Below are 21286 nucleotides of genomic sequence, written 5' to 3' on the forward strand. Positions count from 1 at the left end.
CTGTCAGACCATAGGCATACTGTGAAGTATCTTGCATACCCGAAGGGTCGAGGTGCATCGTGTCGAGGACCGAACCGGACGTCTCTCACCACTTCGCGTCGATGGCGGCGACCGTCACCATCGACGCCCTGGACAGCTCTGCGATCGAGGCGGCGAAGATGAGCATCCTCGACACCGCCGGTGTCGCCCTGGCCGCGAGTGGTGTGGAACCGGCGGCCCAAGCGCTGCTCGGCCTGGTGAAGGGGGATGGCGGCCGAGGCGAAGCGTCTGTGTGGGGGCTGGGCCTGCGGGTCCCGGCGGTGAACGCCGCTTTCGCTAACGGCGGCTTGGCCCACTGTCTGGACTTCGACGACCAAACGCCCTGGGGGCAGCACGCCTCGAGCTCGGTGGTGCCGGCCGCCATGGCTGTGGCTGAGCGCAGGGGCTCCGTGACCGGCGCCGACCTGCTCGCTGCCGTTGCTGCCGGACAGGACATCTTCGCCCGCCTGCGGTGCCACGTCGGATGGCGCAGGGACTGGAACCTGTCCAGCGTTCTCGGCATCTATGCCGCGACTGCCGCGGCGTCCCGCGTGCTGGGCCTGCCCAGCTCCATCCTCCAGCATGCGCTCGGCATCGCAAGCCAGCAGTCCGCCGGGGTCATGGAAGTCGTTGCCGGCACGGGCAGTGACCTCAGAGGGGTCTATGCGGGTTTCTCGGCGCGAGGCGCCGTCACAGCCGCGCTGCTGGCCGAAAGGGGCCTGACCGGCGTTGACCGGCTGTTCGAAGGCCCGACCGGCGTCTTCAACACCTTCTTCGCCGGTGAGTACGACCGCGGGCCCATGCTGGCTGAACTCGGTAGCGACTACCGAGGAGCAGGCACTCTGTACAAACTCTGGCCCTCGGTCGGAACGTCGCACAGTCATATTCACGCAACGATCGAGCTCATGGCCGAGCACCACCTGGAGCCAGAAGACATCGAGGAGATTCGGGTCTTCGTGGGGGACTACCACAACCTCATGTGCACCCCTCTGGACGTCCGAAGGGCGCCGCAGACACTTGTCGACGCCAAGTTCAGCCTCCCGTACCTCGTTGCACTGGCGGGCGTTCACGGGTCGGTGAGGGTCGCGCATTTCACCGAGGAGGGATTCCGTGACCGGCGAGTTGGCGCCATGGCCGCCAAGGTCGTCCCCGTCGAGGACAGTTCCCTTGACTGGAAGCTCGAACTGCCCCCGGGGCGCGTTGAGATGACGACCACAGACGGCCGGACTCTCGCCAGGCACGGGGCCGGCTATCCGGGCAGTCCGGAACGGCCCACCGCGTGGGACGACCTGTCAGCGAAGTTCCGGGACTGCGCAGCCGCCGCTGCGTACCCTCCCCCGCCCGAACAGGTGGAGGCTGTCATCGAACTGACACAGAATCTGGAATCCGTCGCCGACGTCGCCGAGATCAGCCGGCGTCTCGCGTAGGGAGCCCGCGTCCTGAGCATCAGAGAGGGCGTCGCATGTCGCCGTGGAAGCGCGCCACTACGCCGGGCACCCCAGAGTGAAATGTCAAACCATTGCAGGACTGTCACTCTTAGCCTAGGTTGTTAGCGCCCGAACGGGCGAGACTGCCGGGTCCAACACCGAACCCGCAAACATCACGAGGTCCTCCAGATGACTGCTGGTGCCATTCAGACCGACATAGCCGACAACATCGTCCGCGGATTCACCTCCTTCGCAACGGAGGTGGGTTACGACCAGGTCAGCGAGGCCGCTCTCAGAGCCTCGAAGCGATGCCTTGTCGATGCCGTGGGATGCGCCCTCGGTGCTCAGGAGACCGACGTCGTCGGCGCCCTTCGGGCGGTCGCGTCGACAGCCACCAGCTCGCGCCCCGCCACCCTCTGGGGAACCACCATCCGGACGACACCCGACATGGCCGCTTTCGTCAACGGGTCGGCCACCCGTTGCCTGGACTTCAACGACGACTACTTCGGCACCGAGAAGACGAACGCTCACGGGGACACAGGGCCCCATCCCAGTGACAATCTCGGGGGGGTTCTCGCAGCAGCTCAGGTCGCCGGTGCAAGCGGACCGGAAGCCCTGCTGGGCATCGTCATCGCGTACGAGGTTTGTGGCCAGCTCGTCGATGAGGTGGTGCTCCGCGGCAACGGCTGGGACCATCCCCTCTTCCACAGCATCGCGACCTCGGCGGCCGCGGCCAGGCTTCTCGGACTTTCCCGGGCGCAGACGGCGAACGCCATCCGGCTCGCCGTGGTCCCCAACATCTGTTTGTACGAGACCCGGGTGGGTTCCATTTCCAACTGGAAGGGTCTGGCCGGGCCGAACGGCAGTCGCAATGGACTTTTCGCGGCCATGCTCGCTGAAGCAGGCATCACAGGGCCTGAGATGGCGTTCGAAGGCGCTCGCGGATTCATGCGCCAGCTCGACCACACGTTCTCACTCGGACCGTTCGGCAGCCCCGAGCACGCCTTCCGTGTGGAGAGCACCTACTTCAAGCACTTGCCGTTGCGCTACGAGATGCAGCTGCCGGTTCAGCTTGCGCTGGAGATGCGCGAGACAGTCGACCCACGTGATATCGCAACGATGAGGGTCTACATGGAACGCAAGTCCGTCGTGTCGCGGGCAGCAGAACCAGCCTTGTGGCGCCCGTTGAGTCGGGAAACCGCCGACCACAGTGGTCCGTATCTCATCGCCGCAGCACTGGTCGACGGCACGATCACGGAGGCAACGTTCGAGGCCAAGCGTTACCTCGACCCCAGCCTGTTGGAGGTCACGAACACGATCGAACTGATCGAAGACCCGGCGTACACGGCAAGCTTCCCCTGGCGGATGGCATGCCGGTTCGAGGTAGCACTCAAGGACGGGCGGACACTGACTCTAGTGGGCGCGAATCCCAAGGGGCACCCGCAGAACCCCATGACCGACGACGAGCTCACCGCAAAGTTCCTCGGCCAGGTCGAGCCACGTCTCGGCGAGGAGCGTGCGGAAGAACTGTTGCGGTGCATCTGGAGTCTCGAGGAGCAGCCGTCCCTCGATCGGCTCTTCGCCCTCATGGTTGCGGGCCAACCGGCGTAGAAGGCCAGGTGAGTTAGAGTCCCCCGGCCGGCTCTTCGCCGGTCAGCCCGGTCTCCAGTGCCTTGCGCGAGTTGAAGCCGGATTGCCCGGTGCGGTGGGGCGCACCAGGGTGGTGACGGAGACCAGGCTGCGATCGCGCGGGGAGAGTGCACCGCACTCCCGCACTTCCCCGAAGAGGACCTTTTCGCTCAGGCCGAAGAGCCTTGGGTGCGAAGTATGCGCACTTCTCTGGCAGAGGCGGGCCGCCCACCAGGTGCCCGGCCGAGTGGTGGGCACGAAGCGATCCGCCATCCGGTCGTCGGTGACCTCATCCTGGACTGGGACACGCCCACCTACGCCACCGACCGCGACCAGCACCTCATCGTCTGGACTGCGGAACCGGGCACGCCGTCGCGCGACTGCCTGCTCGTCTGGCGTTCTGAACAGTTGGCCCCTGCGGCAGTGCGCCGGCGGAACGCCATCGCTCGTCTCCGATGGGCTTGAGCAGCAGACTCCCTGCGGCCGTGGCCAGCAGCACCACCGCTGCGATCAGCAAGCTGATGTGCAGACCGTGCAGGAAGGTCGCCCGGTTGGCCAGCAGCGTGCCGAAGACGGCCACGGCGAGGGCGCCGCCGACCTGTCGGCTGGTGTTGCAGACGCCACTGACCGTTCCGGCACGGTGGGCTGAGACACTGTCGAGCAGCACCGCCATCCCGGGCGGCTTCACCAGCGGCCCCGCCAGACGACCGACCAGGATCATCACCAGGGCCAGTGCCCAGACCGGAGTCGACGCCGGGTGCACACCGAGCAACGCCAGGCCCACCGCCATGGACAGCAACCCGGTCGTGATCGGCAACCTCGGGCCGAGCCTCTCCACCAGACGAGCGGAGAACGGGGTCAGACACATGCCGAGGACCATCATCGGCAGGAACGCCAGGCCGACGGCTAGCGAGGACATGCCGCGCTGCTGCCGGAATTAGAGGCTCACCAGGAACGGCATGCCGTAGAAGCCGACCATGAAAGCGAAGCCCGCGGCCATCGCGACGACCACCGTACGAGAGCGGAACAGATCGAGCGGCACCATCGGGTGTGTCCCGCGTGCCTGGGACAGCAAGAAGACAGCCAGCGCCACGAACGCCAGCGCGAACGCCGCGACCACCCGGGCGCGCCGAAGCCACCGGCGCCGGCCTCGATGGCGCCATAGGTGAGCCCGCCTATGGCCAGAACCGCGATCGTCTGCCCCGCCCAGTCGAACGGTGCCGGGCGACGCGGTGAGTGCTGGGTGCGAGCAAGTAGGAGCAGCGTCATCGCGCAGACGGGCACGTTGACGTAGAAGATCAACCGCCAGCTGATCAGGGTCAGCGCACCCCCAAGGACGGGGCCGGCTGCCGAGGCCAAGGACCCTCCAAAGGCCCACAAGGCGACCGCACGGGCTCGCTTGGCCGGTTCTGGGTACGCCTCCCGCAGCAGCGCCATGGAGGCCGGCATGGTCACTGCGGCCGCCGCACCCTGCACCAGCCTGGCCGCCACCAGCACGCCCAGACTGGGCGCCAGCCCGCACGCCGCGGAGGCGGCCGCAAACATTGCCACACCTGCCCCGAACGCCCGGCGCGCACCGACCCGGTCCGACAACGAGCCCGAGGACAGCAGCAGAGTGGCGACCATCGAGGGTGTAACCGTCCACCATCCACTGCAGACCCGTCATGCCGCCACCGAGATCGCACCGCATTTCAGGCAGCGCCACGTTGACGATCACGGCATCGAGGGTGATGGCGAAGAAACCGAGCAGAGCGGCGGCCAGGGTCAGAGCGGCGCTGGGCGTGCGCGCCTGTTGAACTCGGCCGAGCGACGGCGGCGACGACGTGGCGAACATCCGGGTTCTCCTGAAAAGTACGACGTTCGGTCGCGACCGCGAATCCCGTCGTCGTCGAGGAGCAGAGCTCGGCTTCAGCCGCCGATCGAGCGCTTGGCACTGGGCCAGCAGGCAGCGCAGGGCACCGGCGCCGAGTCGGTGATCCACGCGGTGCCGTGCCAGAAGTCGGTGTCCTTGGCCGGCACCCGGCTGATGCGCTTGAGCTACGGCGGCGCAGCCCGCAGCCGCTTGTTGTACCCGACTGCTGCCGCAGGGAGGGGAACACTAGCCGCGGCGCGCATGCGCGTGGCCCAACCGGTGCGAATCGCCGTGGAAGCCGGTCAGTGTCTGTATCACGGCCGGGGACAGTAAGTCGGAGTGACTTGCCTCGGTAGCCGGCCGGGCCGCCGCGCCGAGTTAGCCCGCTCGTCGATCTTCACGTACGTTGAGGTCACGAGGGTGTTCAGGTCGGTCGTCACAAATTGCTCTTGAACACCTCCTCTCGCGCCCGCAGGCATTCGGGCTGACTCGTCTGCAATTGGCTGTTGGCACGAGCAGGGATACCGGAAGTTGCTCCGAGGTCGGTGGCATCGGTTGATTGATGCAGAAGGCCGGCGACGCGAACGAGGCCGATCAAGCAAAATCGGCGATACAGGTCACCTGCCAGGCCGCCGCCGTCGAGCCAGAGAGCGTGCTCGACTCGATCCTGCAGACGCGAAACGCCCGCAGGTACGTAAATGTCGAGCTGATCAACGCGGTGCGTGCGGCTATCTCCTCGCCGTGATGGGGCGGTTCAGCGTCCGCAGCTGACGCGGCGGCAGAGTGGTCACCACATCTTCCCTGCCGCCGCCGACATGCGTCACGAGTTACCGGGCTACCTGGCTACCTGGCTACCTGGCTACCTGGCTCACCGCGTCCACCAGCGCTGTCCCCACCGCCACGCGCGTGGTCAGAATCTTGGCATGAGTGGTGGTGCGCCGCTCGGCCTCGTCGAAGTTGGGTGCGGCACAGATGAACATGGTCTTGCCGTCGCTGCCGCCGAGGACGGATGAGAACGGCATCTCGCCCGGCGAGATCTCCTCGATGACGTCGCCGCCCTCGCGCAGGCGCATGAGTTTCTCCGAGGCGAGGTCAGCGATCCACAGTGCGCCCTCGGCATCGATGCACATACCGTCCGGGCTGACGAGGAACTCCGCTGCTGCGTCCTCGAAGTTCGTCGTCGCGGGCAACGGCCCGAACTGGGCCCACACGCGGCGGTTGACGAGTCGGCCGTCGTCGGTGAGGTCGAAGGCGGAGATGCGGTTTCCGAACGTCTCGTTGACGATGAAGACGTTGTCCGCGGTGATCACGCTCCCGTTCGGGAACCACAGATCGGTGGCCACCTGGGTGATCCGGCCGTCGGGGTCGATCCGGTGCAGCGATCCGGGCGCGAGCGGGGCATGGTTGTCGAGGTCGAACCCGAAGTCGCCCACGTAGGCGCGGCCGTGCCGGTCGACCACGACTTCGTTGCAGAAGTCGGCGACGTGTTCGCTCAGGTCGGCGTGCACCACGAGGGTGCCGTCGGTCTCGCGGCGCAAGAGCTTGCGATCACGCATCGACACGATGAGCAACCGTCCGTCGGGCAGCCAGGCTAGTCCGGAGGGCTGCGCCGGGACGGTCGCCTCGACGCGGAGGTCCGAGCCGTCCTCCCGTGCGGACATCACGCTGAACGTGTACAGCTCGGAGAACCAGATCCGATCGTCGTGCCAGCGCGGCGCCTCGACGAACGTGCGTCCGGGGATGAGTGTGGTGAGGCGGTGAGTCACGATCGTCCTCCGCGGCTACGTGGCAGGCAGTCGGCGGGGACGTCGACTGCGAGTTCGTTCGAGGGTTACGTAGGACGCGATGGCGAACAGCAGGATGCCTCCGTAGATGATCTGCTGCCAGGCGTCCGGAATATTGAGCAGCGGTGTCACATTGTTGAGCAGGCCCAGGAACAGTGCCCCTAGCAGGGCTCCGATGAAGGAGCCGCGGCCGCCGGAGAGGACGGCTCCCCCGAGGAAGACGGCGGCGAAGCAGGGAAGCACATAGCCTGCTCCGACATCATTGGAACCCAGGCCGGTCTGGCTTGCCAGGAAGACGCCGCCGATGACGGCCCCGAGGGCGCAGACGAGAAGACTGGCTGCGCGGACGGCGGAGACCCGCTCGCCGACACGACGACTGGATTCGCCGTCGAAGCCGACCGCTCGCAGGGCCAATCCCCGCCGCGCCCTGTGGAGCCAGAACTCCATGGCGAGCGCGATGGCGACGAGGCCGATGAACGCGGCCGGCACGAAGCCGATGCCCTGCGACACCAACGACAGGAGCTGAGGCGCGATCGTTCCGGCCGGCTGTGGGCGCAAGACGATGGCGATGCCCTGGACGATTCCCATGGTCGCCACCGTCGCCACGATCGGTGTCACTTTGAGGACCTCGATGAGCAGGCTGTTGAACCCTCCGACCATCGCGACCGCCAGCGCCAGAAGGCCCAGCGTGACCAGGACGGACGATGGTCGCAGGTCGGACAAGGTCATCGACGCCAGGACGACCGTGAGACTCATCATGGAGCCGACCGAGATGTCCAGCAGGCCGGCCATCATCGTGACTTGCTGTCCGATGGCGACGAAGCCCAGCGGCAGCGTCAGAATGAGCAGGTTGGCCAGGTTGGTTTTGGTCCAGAAGACGTCCGAGTGTGCGCCCGCGTACAAGGCGACAACCGTGATCAGCACGAGGAGCACAGCGATAGGCAGGTGTGCGGAAAGTCGATTGAACATCCGGCTGAGTTGCCCGCCGCTTGCGGCTACGGCCGGCCCGTCGGCCTCCGCCACGTCGGTCGCGCTGACGAAGCTTCGGACTATCTCGCTTTCGGTCGTCGGCCCGGTCAGCTCCTTGACGACTGTTCCCCGCGACATGACGTACACCCGGTCGCAGAGTCCGGCGAGCTCGGCGGAGTCGGAGGAGTTGACCAGGACGCCGATTCCGTCGGCGGCCGCGTCGGAGAGCACGCGATAGATGTCCATGCGGGCGTGGGCGTCGACGCCCTGCGTCGGCTCGTCGACGACAAGCACCTTCGCCGGCCGCAGCGCGGGCCGGGCCAGGACGGTCTTCTGCTGGTTGCCTCCGGACAGGCCGCTGATGGGCTGGTACGGGGAGGCCGCCACGATGCCCAGCTCGTTCGTCGCCCGGCGAAAGGCCGGGAGCAGCCTGCGGATCAGGGACAGTCCGGATGGTCCGGCGTCGGAGCCGAGCTGGATCGTCGCGTTGTCCATGACGGACATGGGGGCGAAGACCGACTCGGCTGCCCGGTCTCCGCTTTGGAAACTGATGCCCGCGTCGAGCGCCGTTGCCGGAGTGACACGATGGAGTGTCTTGCCGTCGACGCTGGACGACCCGCCGGTGCGGTCGATGCCGATGATGCCTCGAAGCAGCGCGCGTTGCCCGTTGCCCTCGGCGCCGGCGACGCCCACGATCTCGCCTGCCCGGACCTGAATGGACACGGGCCCGAACCCGTGGCCCTGGAGCTCGCGAACGTCCAGTCGGGTACGGGACGAAGCAGGAGCCGCGCGGGAAGGGAACTCGAGTTCGGTCGAGGTGCCGACCATGAGTTCGACGATCTCGTCGATTTCCCAGTCCTGCGATTCGTACGTTCCCTGGATCACGCCGTCGCGCAGGACGGTGAGGCGATCGGCGAGACGCCTGATCTCAGCCAAGCGGTGACTCACGTAGACGACGGCGGTGCCCTCGTCCCGCGAGAGCTTGATGAGTTCCCCGAGCTGTTCCGCCAGTTGCATGTCGAGTGCGGCGGTCGGCTCGTCAAGCATCAGCACGCGGGGGCGGTGGGCCATCGCGCGCGCCACTTCGAGGAGCTGCCGGGCGCCCGGGCCCAGTGAGGCCACCGTGTCAGACTGTTTGAAAGGGAGTTGGAAGCGAGCGAGGATCTTGTCCAGGTCTGTCGGCTTCGGCTTGCCAACGGCATTGAAACTGAGGGCGATGTTGTCGGCGACACTCAGCTCGGCAACGAGCGAGGTGTCCTGGTAGGCGGTCATGAGGCCAAGGCGCCGGGCGCGCTTGACACCACCACCGGTGCCCAGTTTCTCGCCGCCGATGAGAACGGTGCCCTCGTTGGGCTCGATGACGCCGGACGCGATCTTGATCAGCGTCGACTTCCCGGAACCGTTCTCGCCGACCAGGGCGTGGACTTCGCCGGGACGGCAGTCGAAATCGACGTCGGACAGGGCGCGAACTCCGGGGAAGGACTTCGAAACGCCCGTGAGTGTCACGGCCGCCGACGATCGGACGTCCTTATCGACAGCCAGCGGCAGCCGGGTTTTCTCCATCGGGAACTCCTCCGCTGGGTGGATCGACGTTCGGGTCCGGCCGGATCGGACAACGCCGACCCGGCCGGGACCGTCAAGGGCTCTGCGGATCACGAACCCTCCGCGAGAACGGCCGACTCCTGGTCAGGTGTGAAGAGGGTGGGAAGCGGCGCGTTCGCCGGCATCGCCGGGTCGTACAGCGGGAGCACGTCGTTGATGTTCACCATCGGGTACGGGATCGACACGAGGTGGTCGACCTTCTGTCCCTGCTTCTTCATGATTCCCGCGGTGACACCGATGCGGCCGTACCACACACGGCTGTTGGCAACAAACGCGGTCGCCTTGACGCCGTCCGCCTGCGCCTCCTTGACCTGCTTGAGGTAGGCGTAGTTGACGACGTCCGACATCAGAATCGGCGGGGTTCGGTTCGCCTTCAGATACGGCGTGGCGAAGTACTCCAGCGTGTAGTCGTAGGCGACCGCGTCCGGGTTCTTACCCGAGGCGTAGAGCGAGTTGCCGGCCTGCGCCATGCCTTGCGGCGTCCACTGTGTGAAGCCCTCGATCGACTTCTTCCAGCCGGCGTCCGTCAGCCCCTTGTTGAGGCACGGCTGCCACGCCGCCGCGCTCGAGTTGCCGGGGATACCGGTGTAGAGCCCGTACGTACCCGGTTTGCCGACCAGCTGCGCCACCTGCTTCGCGCCGTCCTTGTAGGCACCGCACAGGTCGGCGGGCGCATAGACGTCGACCGCCTTCGCAACCGCGTCGGGCACCGGCGTCTCTATCTGGACGACGACGATTCCGGCTGCCTTGGCCTGCTGCACCACGGGCAGCACGGCGCCGCCCCAGATCGTGTCCATGACGATGACATCCGGCCGCTGAGCGATCATGCTCTTGAAGTTCGCCAGATAGCCGGCCACATCGGCTGAATAGCTGTATATGAACTTGGACACCTCAGGGGAGGCGATGGCCTGCGCGGTGAGTTCGGCCCGGAAGGTCTGTCGCCAAGGGTTGATGTTGTCGTTCGGGAACCCGATGGTGAGCGACCCGCGCCCGGTCTCACAGACGTTGGTTTGCAGGCACTCGGTCAGCTTCGCCTGCATGGCGGGGGTGACGGGCTGAGCGGCGACCTGCATCGACCGTTGCACCGCGGGATTCAGCGAGCTGAGCGGGATGTCCTTGAGGAAGGTGCGCTTGATCGTGTCGGCCACCGCCTCGGGGCTCACGGAAATGGACGCGCTGGGCGCCACCGTCTTCCCTTTGGTGGAGGAATCGCTCGACGTCGTACTGGAACATCCAGCCAGCGCGAGCGTGACAGCGGCGGTGGCTGCGGCAAGCGTGAAACCACGGCGTGATCTGCGAGGACGCTCGTTGGAGGGCTTGTCCATCGTCATTGACTTAATCCCTTTGCGCTTGAGCGGGTAACGGGGCGTGATCAGCCAGCGCGGCGTACGACCAGCTTGAGGCTGCGGCTGATCCCTGAGACGCCGTACTGGCCGAGGGTGATAGCGGCGACGGCGATGACGAGCGCGAGCCCCTGGATGACCGCGCGCTCGCCGGCCGAGAGGCCGATGATGGACAGCGCCTGGTCCAGGAGCTGAAGGAACAGAGCGGCGCTCACGACGCCTGCCACACTGGCCGGTCCGCCGGTGAACAGGACTCCCGCGATGCCAGCGACCGTGATCGTGGCGAGTTGGTACGGCGCCCCGGCGGCGACGTCCGGCGTGCCGATGTAGCCCGCAAGGAGGACTGCCGCGATGCCGTAGAGCAGCCCGGCCAGGGCGAAGGTCGACAGCTCTACGAGAGTGACTCGGATGCCGAGCGCGCGCGCCGCCCGCCGGTTGACACCGACGGCAGCGACGCGGCGGCCGAAGCGCGTCTTCCCCAATACCGCGGCGAGGAGGACGGCGGCGACGAGGGCGAACAGGAAGCAGGCATTGACGCCGAACAAAGTCTTCTGCGCCACGTTCGTCAGGGACTCGGGTGCCTGCCCGGTCAGTGACAGCGAGACGCCGGTCCAGAGCTTGATCCCGCCCGAGATGATCCCGAACGTCGCCAGCGTCACGATCAGCGCGTTCAACCGGAACACCGTGATCAGCACACCGTTCAGCAGGCTGAGCACGACCGAGACGGCCAACGCCGCCATGATCACCACGGGAGCGTTCGCCCCGGGGCCACCATAGTGGACGACCATCCCGGCGGACAGCGACATGATCGCCGAGACCGACAGGTCGATCGCGCCCAGCATGATGATCAACGTCTGCCCGAGCGCCGCGATCGCGAGCACGCCCGCCAGCGCGGTCACCAGCCCCAAGGACGCGCTGCTCAGTGTCCGCGGGGCGATGAACACTACGGTGACGGTGAGAAACACGAGTGCCGCCCAGCTCGCTCGGTAGCGCGCGGGCCAGCGGTATTTGAAGTCGGTGAGCCGGTCCGATCGGGCCGGTCCTACCGCCGGTGCGGAACCGCCACCGGGAGGATGGGCGGTCGCTTGGGATACGCCCTGACGCTGCACGTTCATCAGCCGGTCGCTTTCCTTCAGGGGTGCCTTTGCCATACCTCTGGCAGAGCTGACTAATGTAAGACCGTATTAATATGCTTGCAATGCCTGTCCGTCAAGGGTTTCGGTGGGAATCCGAGGGCGGCCGATGCGGCGGCGCCTGCCGAGACGGGTGGGCGTACCCATCACCGATGCGGCTACAGGCAGAGCTGGAGCCGCTTCTGCTCCTCGCGGGGATCGGGTCGACCCTGGTTCCCCGGATCGTCCATCATGCTATATTTTGAACCGATTTTTGACAGTTATTTCCGGACCGAGACGACTACCCCTGGGCACTCGGGGGCGATGATGATGCTGCCCGGCGGCGGGGCCAGCGCCCTTGGGTCGGCCGGTCACGCGACGGGAGACCAGCAACGGGACGGCGCCGAATGACGAGGGCCGGAGACTCCCGCAACCATGCCTCCGCGGCCGTCAGCCAACGCAGTGACGCGCCCCGCACCGGTTTCCCCGGCCCGTGCAGCTCTCCACGCCTCAAAGTGCGTTGGAGAGGAAACCGCCTCACCGGGAAGCGCCGCGCGGCGTCCGCATCACACACGATCTGCCCCGCAGCATCGGCACTTTCGACGACCGCGGACACGTCACCCGACGGGCGGAGGGGTCGCCACAGCCGTCCTGTGGCTCTGCAGCCAAGAGCCGTTTCGTTGTCGGCCTCGCGCTCCATGTGTCGAACTGTGGAACGCGTAGTGCCGCAACCGTCACCGCCCCTGTTTCTCCTGAGCCGGCCCGTGGTTCATTTACGGGCGATGGGCCGTATCCGCTGTCGACGGACGTTCAGGAAGGGTACGGCCTCGTACCGCGCGGGAAGATCAGACCCACCGGGCGGCCCGAGCTGTCGCGAGGCAACCAAGTGAGGTACCGGTTCAGATCTCCCTCCTTTCCGGACACTGGCTGCTCCCCGCATCGATCACGCCCGCATCGTGCAGCCGGCCGATCTCCTGACCCGAGAGGCCGAGGAGATCGGACAGCACGGCCTCGGTGTGTTCGCCAAGGCGTGGCGCCGGAACGGGAGGTGCCCCGCTTCCGTCCCACCGCAGCGGCCGGCCGGTGGCCAGCAGGGAACCGATACCGGGCTGGTCCACTTCCACCGCCACCGACGTCTTGTCAGCGCGTGCCGCGCGAGCCGCCTCGGCCATGTCCAGGTACGGACTCCACAGGACCCTGGCGCGATCCAGCAGTTCGCGTACCGTGCCGAAGTCCCGCTGGGCGAACCACGGCCTCAGTACGGCGGCGATGGTCTCGCGCAACTGGTACCGGTCGCTCTCCTGATTCAGATCCGCGCCCAGGACCGGCTCCAGGGCGGCGAAGACGGCGCCCGTCCCGGTGACTTCGCGAAGCGCGCGCCACTGCCCCTCGGTCAGAGCGACCACCATGAGCCGGCGGCCGTCCGAGGTCTCGAAGTCCACCCCGAAGGAGCCGTACATGTGGTTTCCGTGCCTGACTCGCGCCCCACCCCGCATCTCCGCTTCCGCCAGCCACCCCATGTTGCCCACGCCGGCCAACGCCACGTCCGCCAGAGCGAGTTCGAGCTGCGCCCCCTGCCCCTCCCGCTCGCGGTGGAGGACAGCGGCCAGAATCCCGGAGGCCGCGACCATCCCGGACAGCAGGTCCCAGGCGGGCAGCACGTGGTTGACCGGCTGCTCCGTGCCCTGGGGACCGGTCATCTGCGGTACTCCCACTTCCGCGTTGATCGTGTAGTCGACGGCCGGCGACCCGTCACTCCTGCCCTGGAAGTGCACGTGGATGACGTCCTCGCGCCGAGCGCGCAGTTCCTCGTACGTCGGCCGTCGCCGGCCGACCATGTTGTCCAGGAAGATCCCCGCCCCGCCTCCGGGCGCCGTGGCGAGGGCGAGCAGCAGTTCCCGCCCTCTGTCACTGCGGTGATCGATGGTCACCGACCGCTTCCCCTTGTTGAGACCGGCCCAGAACAGACTCTCCCCGGTGCTGGACAGCGGCCACCGAAGGAAGTCGCTCCCGCCGCCCGGAGGGTCGACGCGGATAACGTCCGCCCCGAGCTGAGCGAGAGCCAGGCCGGCCGACGGCGCGGCCACGAAGGAAGCGCCTTCGACGATACGCAGACCGCTGAGGGGCTGGAGAGATGACGTCAACGTGATTCCCTTCGGCAGAAGTGGGTGCACTGCGGGGTGTCTCGACACACACCCAGAACTGCCGGACGTTCAGAGCCAAGGAGGCGACTGCTCCGCATCAGCAGCGCGTTCGTCGCTGAACCCGCCGCACCGGGAAGGTCCGTCGCAGTGTCGGGCTCACGCGGGGTGACCGCCACAGTGCCGCACAATCGTCAGTCTATTGACAAGCCTGTCGTTGTCTTACAATCATGTCAAGCTCATCAGTCGGCGACCGGGCCGACGAGTGGCGCAGCGCCCGGCGTCCACCACACCGTTCCCGAGGACAGACCGTTGCATCTCAAGAAGAGCCCCCTCCAGGTGCACACCGAGTCCTGGCAACCGGGCGAGGTCACCTGTGAGGACTCGCTGCTCCCAGAACCTGTCGCGGCGCTTTCGGCGCTGCTCGACGAACCCGAGTCCGTCGCGGCCAACGGAGCCCCACTGCCCGCCCTGTGGCACTGGCTCTACTTTCTGGACTGGCCCGCCCAGCGCGACCTGGGAGCCGATGGCCACCCTGCCCACGGCCACTTCCTGCCTCCTGTCCCCGACAGACAGCGAATGTTCGCCGGCGGACGCTGCACCATCTCCGAACCCCTGCGCATCGGCGAGAAAGCAGTGCGGGTCAGCAGCCTGCAGGGCCTGGAGGTCAAGCACGGCCGAACCGGCGAACTGCTCTTCGTGACCCAGCGCAACGAATTCCGTCAGGAGGGCCGCACCTGTCTCGTCGAGGAACAGGACATCGTCTACCGGTCCGGCCGCGGCCCCGCGCAGAGCGCTCCCACGGCGCTCGGACCGTCGGCGCGCCCCCGAGCCGATGACGAGTGGCAGCTCTCCCTCCAGCCGGACCCGACCCTGCTGTTCCGCTTCAGCGCGCTCACCTCCAACGCCCACCGCATCCACTACGACCTGCCCTACGCCCGGGATGTGGAGGGCTACCCGGGGCTGGTGGTCCATGGCCCACTCCTGGTGCTGCTCATGATGGAACTCGTCCGCCGCCACACACCGACCCGTCAGGTGCGGTCCCTGTCCTACCGTCTGCGGAGCCCCGCCTTCGCGGGCGAGCATCTCCTCGCCGCCGGCACCCCGGCGAACGACGGGGCTCAACTGCGCATCGCCACTGGCCAACAGGGCCGGCACGCCACGGCGGAGGTGGCCTTCGCATGACCGACGTCAGCAGTTACATCTCATCGGCCCGCAGCTGGCTCTTCGTACCCGGGCACCGGCCCGACCGCTTCGCCAAGGCCGCCGCCTGTGGCGCTGACGTGGTCATCATCGACCTCGAAGACGCTGTGGCGGCCGAGGACAAGACACAGGCCCGCCTCAGTGCCGCCGCATGGCTCGCGCAGGGCAACGCCGCGGTCCTCCGGATCAACCCGCCGGGAACACCGTGGTTCCAGTCCGACCTGACGGAGGCGGGCCGCCATGGCTGCCCCGTCATGGTGCCCAAGTCCGAGGACCCGGTCGTACTCGCTGACATCGCCGCCCGCGTCGCCGGGCGCTGCGAGCTCATCCCCCTCATCGAGACGGCAGCAGGCGTGGAACGTGCCTGGGAGGTGTGCGCCACGATCGGCGTCGCCCGTGCGGCCTTCGGCAACGTCGACCTCGCCGGACAGCTCAGCGTCGCGTGGGACGACCATGCCGCCCTCGCCTACGCGCGCTCCAGGCTCGTCTCCGCCTCCGCGGCGGCAGGTATCTGCTCACCGGTCGACGGGGTCACCACCGCGGTGAAGGACGCCGGAATCCTGCGCGACGACATCACTCACGCCCGCCGCCTCGGCTTCACCGGCAAACTCTGCATCCACCCCGGCCAGGTCGAGGCCGTCGGCCGGGGATTCGCCCCGTCGCAGGACGAGTTGGAGTGGGCGCGCGCCGTCGTCACCGCCGGGGACTCCGTCACCACGGTCGACGGCCGGATGGTCGACAAGCCCGTCCTGGAACGAGCCCGGCGCCTTCTGGGACACGCCCACGACTCACACCCCGCGCCCTGATCCAGGGCCCCGACGAGCCTCGCCCCGCACCGCGAGGCCCCGGGACCCCGGGCGTGGGCGTGGGCGTGTGAGCCGGAGGCGGGCGGTGGTCGAGGGTCCCCCGCCTGCCTCCGGAAACACCCGCCCACGGAGGAGGACGTCGGCGCGGAGCGTCGGCAAAGCGCGGAGCGTCGGCCACCGACGGGGCAACGCCGCTCGGGGCCTCTGCCGGAGGGCGTGTACCGAGCCTCCCGGACGCCGATGAGGCACCAGCAGGAGGACGCAACCCGACCAAAGAGCGATGATGTCTCGCGAACATGCGGCGGTCCGTACCTCGCTGGCAGGGGCCCGCCCTGCCAGCCAACCAGCCCCGGTCGAACTGCGCGAAGTCTTCGACGCGATCCTGTACGTCAACCGCACGGGAATCCCGTGGAAATACTTCCCGCACGACTTCCCGAACCACGGCACCGTCTACAGGATCACACGCTCAGGAGGCAGATGCCGAGAATCAGGGCCATCCCAGCAATCGTAGTCGCGCTGAAGTCGACTTCCGGTGTCTCCGGGTCGTCGACCCGGAAGTTGATGGCCGCCCCGTTGTTGAGGGCGTTGAGTAGCTGACCCGAGGCCCTGCTCCAACTGTTCATCAGCTCTGTCTCGGCAGCGCTAATGACGCCACCGGGAAGACCGCCGAAGACCTGTCCGAAAGCCTGATCCAGCGGGTCGAACCTCGCAGCCTCCGCGATGGTCATGATGAAGAGCATCAGCGACCTGGCTACCGCTGCCTGATTACGGTCGTCTCGCAGGCTCGTGTACGCCGACGTCACCGCTGCTTCGTTGTACGCCATGCCACGTCGGCTCCGGCTTCCAACGCGCTCCAAATCAGTGTAGCTACCCGTAAACGCGAACTCGTCGCTGAGCTCATTGGGAAGACCAGGGGTGTCGCCCTGGAAGTAGTTAGGAGTCCCACTGCCGCGTCCGTCTCTGATCTGATAGCCGATGATGAACAGGTCCCGCGCCCGCATGATCAGGCGGACGTTGTTCCCATCCGAACTCGAGGGCACATTGCTGGCCCGAAGGTCGATGGCGAAGATGTTCTCGGATCGTGAGGGATTTGCGTTGGGATTTGTCTGCAGCACTCCTTCTCGCAGGACCCTTCCCCCGGTTGCCCGCTGGCGTACCGCATTGATCATAGTGTCGTACGCGGCCCGGCCGCCGTTGATGTCCCAGGTGATGTCCCTGCCATCGTTGATGGCGCTGGCCTTCTCCTGGAACTGCGGGGCCGCCAGGGCGGCCCCGCCCAGCAGCGTGGCGACGGCGAGGAAGAGCACCAGGAACTTCCCGTTCAGCCAACGGGAACGGCGTTTGTGGCCGCGGCCACTGGCTGTCGGCCCGGCGCCGGGCGGTGGGGTCATCGTCATGCGTCTACTCCTTGGATTCGGCCTTGAGGGCTGGGTCACTTCAGCTTTCGGTCGTGTTGCCGTGACCATACTTACTCGTTTAAGTTTGCCACCAGGGTGAAATGTCCCAACCCGGGAGTAACTTTGACTTCGATCACCAGCGGCCGTGATTGGGCTGCCGAGTTCCACAGAGCCCGCGAAATGCCCCGGCTCCGGGTGGGCGCTTAGGAATGTTCAGATGGGCATGTCATCTTTAATATCGGCGCCTTTCATGACATTTCGCCCTACAGGGGGCATATTCGCGCACTCCGGGTGTCGACCGGACCGCCCGTTCAGTCCGAACATGCCGCCCGAATTCCGCCCCGTTCAGCAATGGGCTGGAGGGTCCCCAGTAGGGACCTTCCAGGCATTTCAGGCCATGCCCGTTGGCATTAAAATCAGGCAAAACATGCTGAAACGGTCGGCACGAATCAATATCAAACGCCTACTCAGATCACCGACGAGCTCGAGGTTCCGCTTCGACGCCGGAAGCCGACCCTGCGGAGAGCACTCTGAGAGCACTCGGCGGACTGGTTTGTCTTTACAAACGACCCAACTCCCGCCGGGGGCCCTCGCGTGATGTCATCGTGGCCGGGCGAGCGAATCGGGCCGTCCCAACTCCCCCACCCCTGCTATCCCTTCCCGTGGCCGAGAACCACACAGAGAGCTGACGAGCATGCCCCTGGATCCCTTCCTCGCGGAGCGACTGCACCTCATAGCCGACCTGACGTTCGCCGACCTCGAAGACCCGGACGCCCGGTCGCGGTTCCGCCGGTTCGCGGAGGATCCGTCGGAATGGGTACAACCTGATGTCGCTGTCGAGAATCGCGAGGTCGCCGGACCACACGGGCCGGTGCCGGTCAGGACGTACACACCGCGGAACCCCGGCTCCACGGCCGTGCTGTGGCTGCACGGCGGCGGCTTCCTCGCCGGTGACCTCGACATGCCCGAGGCACACGTCGTGGCATCCGAACTGGCGGCGCGGGCCCAGGCATTGGTGGTGTCCGTCGACTACCGGCTCGCCACAGCCGGCGTCCGCCATCCCGTGCCGTTGGACGACGTGTGCGCCGCGTGGCGATGGCTCCGGACCGAGCCGGCCGCCGGCGTCCGGACCGTGGCCCTCGGCGGAGCGAGCGCGGGCGCGGCCCTGGCTCTGGCCGCAGCCCTTCGGGACCGCGACGAGGAGGTGGCGCCAGCTGACCTCCTGCTGCTCGCCTACCCGTTCGCACACTTCCCCGTCCCGGCGCTGGACGCTTCCACGGCCGCAGAGATGGGCGTTCTCCCGCCGACGATGCGTTTCACCACGGCCGACATCGAGTTCATGGTGGAGAACTACGTCGGCAGACTCACCGATCTTCCGCGCGACGCACTGCCGGGAGCGGCTGCGCTGCACGGCCTCCCGCCGGTACGTCTCCTGCTCTCCGAGTACGACGATCTCCGACCCTCCGGTGAACTCCTGGCGCGGCAGTTGGCGGCATCCGAGGTACCGGTGACGGCCTACGTGGCCGCGGGCATGCCGCACGGCCACCTCAACCGGACCCCGCCTCTGGCCGAAGTCGACCGATCACTCGACTTCTTCGCCGCCGCCCTGCGGTAGCGCCCCGCGTGATGCCCTGCGGTAGTAAGGAGCGGCCCGCTGTCGTGTCAGGGAACAGCGGACCGCTCGTCTGTGGGGCGGGTTCCACGGAACCCGGCGCGACGGCTCAGGCGCCGACGGTCTCCGCGTACACCTCACTCATCTTCATGAGCTGCTCCAGCACCTCACCGGGAAGCGGCGCGGGCAGGAAGCCGGTGAACTGGCGCATCGCCATGGACGACAGCAGGAGCAGCGCGCCGTCGTTTCCCTCCACGACTCCATCGGACTGTTCCTTGCCGAGTCCGGATGTCATCGCCGCCGTCAGAGCAGGACCGACGGTCGGGTGGGCGAACCACTCGCCTGCGGTGGAGTCGAGGGTGAGCGGCCGCAGTACGTTGTCGCCCTTCAGGACCAGGACGGCGGTGTCGACGACCTCGTGGGCGTTGTCGGCGAGCTGCACCTGATAGTCCCCGGCGGCGACGGTCCAGTCGGCGCGGGTGATGTCCCAGTAGGCGAAGGCCCGGCGGTCGAGGACGACTTCGACGGTCGTGGTCTCGCCCGGAGCGAGCGCCACCTTGGCGAAGCCGCGCAGTTCCCGGGCCGGGCTGCTGACCGGCCGTTCGGGCGCGGCCACATAGACCTGGACCACGTGCTTGCCGAAGCGGTCGCCGGTGTTCGTGACGCTGAAGCTCGCCGTGGCGGTGTCAGGGCCGGTGGGGGTGACCCGGAAGTCGGTCTGCCCGAAGGAGGTGTAGCTCAGGCCGTGCCCGAAGGGGTAGCGGACGGCCACATCGGCGGTCTCGTAGTAGCGGTAGCCGACCATCACGCCCTCTCCGTAACGGACATGGTCCTGCTCGCCGGGGAAGTTGAGGAACGACGGGTTGTCGTTCAACCGGTACGGGACGGTCTCGGCGAGACGGCCGGAAGGGTTGACCCGGCCGGTGAGCACATCGGCGACGGCGCCGCCGCCGGCCTGACCGGGCAGCCAGGCCTCGACCACGGCGTCCACCTCGTCGTGCCAGCTCTCCAGGGAGACCACACCGCCGTTGACCAGCACCACGGCGGTACGGCGGGCGGCCCCTGCCACGGCGCGGATCAACTCGGCCTGCGCGGGCGGCAGCAGGAGGTGCTCACGGTCGTAGCCCTCCGACTCGTCGGCGTCGGGCAGACCGACGACGAGCACGGCGACGTCCGCCGCTGCGGCCAACGCTACGGCGTCCTCTAGCAGTTGGGCGGCGTCGAAACGGTCCGAGGTGCGGTACCCCTCGGCGAAATCGACCTGGGCGTCGGGCAGTAGCGCACGCAACTCCTCCAACGCGCTGTCCACGTGGGTGGCGTTGACGTGGGAGCTGCCGCCGCCCTGGTAGCGCAGGGTCGTGGCGAACTCGCCGATGACGGCGATGCGGCCGTTGGGAGAGAGCGGCAGGGTCCGGTCGTGGTTCTTCAACAGCACCAGGGCGTCGGCGGCGACCTCACGGGCCAGCCGGTGATGCGCGGTGAAGTCCACTGTCACCGGGTCGGCCTGGGCGCGGACCCGCTCGGCGAGGGTGCGCAGCCTGGCGACAGCGGTGTCGACGACGGTCTCGTCCAGCTCGCCGGCACGGACCGCGTCGGCGACCAGTGCGTCGGTGTCACGATGAGTGCCGGGCATCTCCAGGTCGGTACCGGCGATCAGCGCGGCGACGCGGTCACCGACGGCTCCCCAGTCGGAGAGGACCAGTCCGTCGAAGCCCCACTCCTCGCGCAGCACCTGGGTGAGCAGCCAATGATTCTCGGCGGCGGGAATGCCGTTGAGCTTGTTGTAGGCGCACATGACCGTTGCCGGGCGGGCCTGGGTCACGATCCGCTCGAACGCCGGGAAGTAGATCTCACGCAGGGTGCGTTCGTCGACGTCGACGCTCACCCGCATGCGGTCGGTCTCCTGGTTGTTGGCCGCGAAGTGCTTGACCGAAGCACCCACGCCCTGGCTCTGCACGCCGGTCACATGCGACGCCCCCAGTACGCCGCTGAGCAACGGGTCCTCCGAGAAGTACTCGAAGTTGCGGCCGCACAACGGTGAGCGCTTGATGTTGACGCCGGGACCCAGCAGTACGTCGACCCCCAGTGCTCGCGCTTCCCGCCCGAGCGCCTCGCCCACCCGGCCGATCAGTTCCGCGTCCCAGGTGGAGGCCAGCGCGACCGACGGCGGGAAACAGGTCGCCGGGTGACTGTCGTGCAGGCCCAGGTGGTCGGCATCCGCGCGCTGGAGCCGGACGCCGTGCGGACCGTCGCTCAGCACGAGGGAGGGGATCCCCGCTCGCTCGGCGGGCTTGCTCGACCACATGTCCCGGCCCGAGAGCAGCGCGGTCTTCTCGTCGAGGCCCAACTCGGCCGGTTCGTGATCGTGATTGGTCGCCATGGTGGAGATCC

At 67.4% G+C, this 21286-nt stretch carries 16 protein-coding genes and 3 pseudogenes; 9 read left to right on the forward strand and 10 right to left on the reverse strand.

The features are described 5' to 3' along the window. The first annotated feature begins 59 nt into the window (after window positions 1-59). The 3 genes and pseudogenes from ACW4TU_RS03800 to ACW4TU_RS03810 form a co-directional block, all read left to right on the forward strand. Window positions 60-1445 (forward strand): MmgE/PrpD family protein, encoded by a 1386-nt coding sequence (locus tag ACW4TU_RS03800; protein WP_457424602.1) that lies wholly within the window; start codon window positions 60-62, stop codon window positions 1443-1445. Between the two features lie 189 nt (window positions 1446-1634). Next, window positions 1635-3056: an MmgE/PrpD family protein gene (locus tag ACW4TU_RS03805; RefSeq protein ID WP_457424604.1), complete on the forward strand. Its 1422-nt coding sequence runs from the start codon at window positions 1635-1637 to the stop codon at window positions 3054-3056. A gap of 216 nt (window positions 3057-3272) precedes the next feature. Further along, window positions 3273-3395, forward strand: a pseudogene (locus ACW4TU_RS03810) (hypothetical protein); the annotation flags it as partial. 19 nt (window positions 3396-3414) lie between these two features. Here ACW4TU_RS03810 and ACW4TU_RS03815 read toward each other — a convergent pair. From ACW4TU_RS03815 to ACW4TU_RS03825, 3 genes and pseudogenes are all read right to left on the reverse strand, one after another. Further along, entirely contained in the window at window positions 3415-3993 is a 579-nt protein-coding gene (locus ACW4TU_RS03815; RefSeq protein ID WP_457424606.1) for an MFS transporter, read from the reverse strand. Between the two features lie 18 nt (window positions 3994-4011). Beyond that, window positions 4012-4167 carry a hypothetical protein gene (locus ACW4TU_RS03820; RefSeq protein WP_457430759.1) on the reverse strand — a complete coding sequence of 52 codons (156 nt, stop codon included), beginning with the start codon at window positions 4165-4167 and terminating at the stop codon, window positions 4012-4014. A 182-nt stretch (window positions 4168-4349) separates the two neighbouring features. After that, window positions 4350-4700: pseudogene (locus ACW4TU_RS03825) on the reverse strand (MFS transporter); the annotation flags it as partial. On the opposite strand from ACW4TU_RS03825, the gene ACW4TU_RS03830 reads away from it, so the two are divergent. Continuing rightward, window positions 4690-5259, forward strand: coding sequence for a hypothetical protein (locus ACW4TU_RS03830; protein ID WP_457424608.1), 570 nt, complete (start codon window positions 4690-4692; stop codon window positions 5257-5259). The pseudogene ACW4TU_RS03825 and the gene ACW4TU_RS03830 sit on opposite strands and share 11 nt — an antisense overlap. 229 nt (window positions 5260-5488) lie before the next feature. Then, window positions 5489-5671, forward strand: coding sequence for a hypothetical protein (locus ACW4TU_RS03835; RefSeq protein WP_457424610.1), 183 nt, complete (start codon window positions 5489-5491; stop codon window positions 5669-5671). Between the two features lie 106 nt (window positions 5672-5777). Here ACW4TU_RS03835 and ACW4TU_RS03840 read toward each other — a convergent pair whose 3' ends face one another. The 5 genes from ACW4TU_RS03840 to ACW4TU_RS03860 all read right to left on the reverse strand — a co-directional run bounded on the left by ACW4TU_RS03840 (window position 5778) and on the right by ACW4TU_RS03860 (window position 13880). After that, window positions 5778-6692, reverse strand: a complete 915-nt coding sequence (locus ACW4TU_RS03840) for an SMP-30/gluconolactonase/LRE family protein (RefSeq protein WP_457424612.1) — start codon at window positions 6690-6692, stop codon at window positions 5778-5780. Window positions 6693-6707: 15 nt separating this feature from the next. Continuing rightward, a complete protein-coding gene (locus ACW4TU_RS03845) occupies window positions 6708-9242 on the reverse strand; it encodes an ATP-binding cassette domain-containing protein (RefSeq protein ID WP_457424614.1) in 2535 nt (844 codons plus the stop codon). A gap of 89 nt (window positions 9243-9331) precedes the next feature. After that, window positions 9332-10468, reverse strand: coding sequence for a substrate-binding domain-containing protein (locus ACW4TU_RS03850; protein WP_457424616.1), 1137 nt, complete (start codon window positions 10466-10468; stop codon window positions 9332-9334). Window positions 10469-10653: 185 nt separating this feature from the next. Then, complete coding sequence (locus ACW4TU_RS03855) at window positions 10654-11775, reverse strand: ABC transporter permease (RefSeq protein WP_457424618.1); 1122 nt, start codon at window positions 11773-11775, stop codon at window positions 10654-10656. An 860-nt stretch (window positions 11776-12635) separates the two neighbouring features. Beyond that, window positions 12636-13880 (reverse strand): CoA transferase, encoded by a 1245-nt coding sequence (locus tag ACW4TU_RS03860; RefSeq protein WP_457424620.1) that lies wholly within the window; start codon window positions 13878-13880, stop codon window positions 12636-12638. Window positions 13881-14189: 309 nt separating this feature from the next. Here ACW4TU_RS03860 and ACW4TU_RS03865 point away from each other — a divergent pair, with 309 nt between their 5' ends. The 3 genes and pseudogenes from ACW4TU_RS03865 to ACW4TU_RS03875 form a co-directional block, all read left to right on the forward strand. Next, window positions 14190-15062 carry an HTD2 family dehydratase gene (locus ACW4TU_RS03865; protein WP_457424622.1) on the forward strand — a complete coding sequence of 291 codons (873 nt, stop codon included), beginning with the start codon at window positions 14190-14192 and terminating at the stop codon, window positions 15060-15062. Then, a complete protein-coding gene (locus ACW4TU_RS03870) occupies window positions 15059-15886 on the forward strand; it encodes an HpcH/HpaI aldolase/citrate lyase family protein (RefSeq protein ID WP_457424624.1) in 828 nt (275 codons plus the stop codon). The genes ACW4TU_RS03865 and ACW4TU_RS03870 overlap by 4 nt, the downstream gene beginning before the upstream one ends. 280 nt (window positions 15887-16166) lie before the next feature. After that, window positions 16167-16340 (forward strand): annotated as a pseudogene (locus ACW4TU_RS03875) (transposase); the annotation flags it as partial. Between the two features lie 4 nt (window positions 16341-16344). Here the strand turns inward: ACW4TU_RS03875 and ACW4TU_RS03880 are convergent. Then, window positions 16345-17283: a ribosome-inactivating family protein gene (locus ACW4TU_RS03880; RefSeq protein ID WP_457424626.1), complete on the reverse strand. Its 939-nt coding sequence runs from the start codon at window positions 17281-17283 to the stop codon at window positions 16345-16347. A 694-nt stretch (window positions 17284-17977) separates the two neighbouring features. On the opposite strand from ACW4TU_RS03880, the gene ACW4TU_RS03885 reads away from it, so the two are divergent. Then, window positions 17978-18898, forward strand: a complete 921-nt coding sequence (locus ACW4TU_RS03885) for an alpha/beta hydrolase fold domain-containing protein (protein ID WP_457424628.1) — start codon at window positions 17978-17980, stop codon at window positions 18896-18898. 106 nt (window positions 18899-19004) lie between these two features. Here ACW4TU_RS03885 and ACW4TU_RS03890 read toward each other — a convergent pair whose 3' ends face one another. Continuing rightward, complete coding sequence (locus ACW4TU_RS03890) at window positions 19005-21275, reverse strand: glycoside hydrolase family 3 C-terminal domain-containing protein (protein ID WP_457424630.1); 2271 nt, start codon at window positions 21273-21275, stop codon at window positions 19005-19007. Between the last annotated feature and the right edge of the window lie 11 nt (window positions 21276-21286).

It is taken from the genome of Streptomyces kryoterrae, from assembly GCF_054072135.1.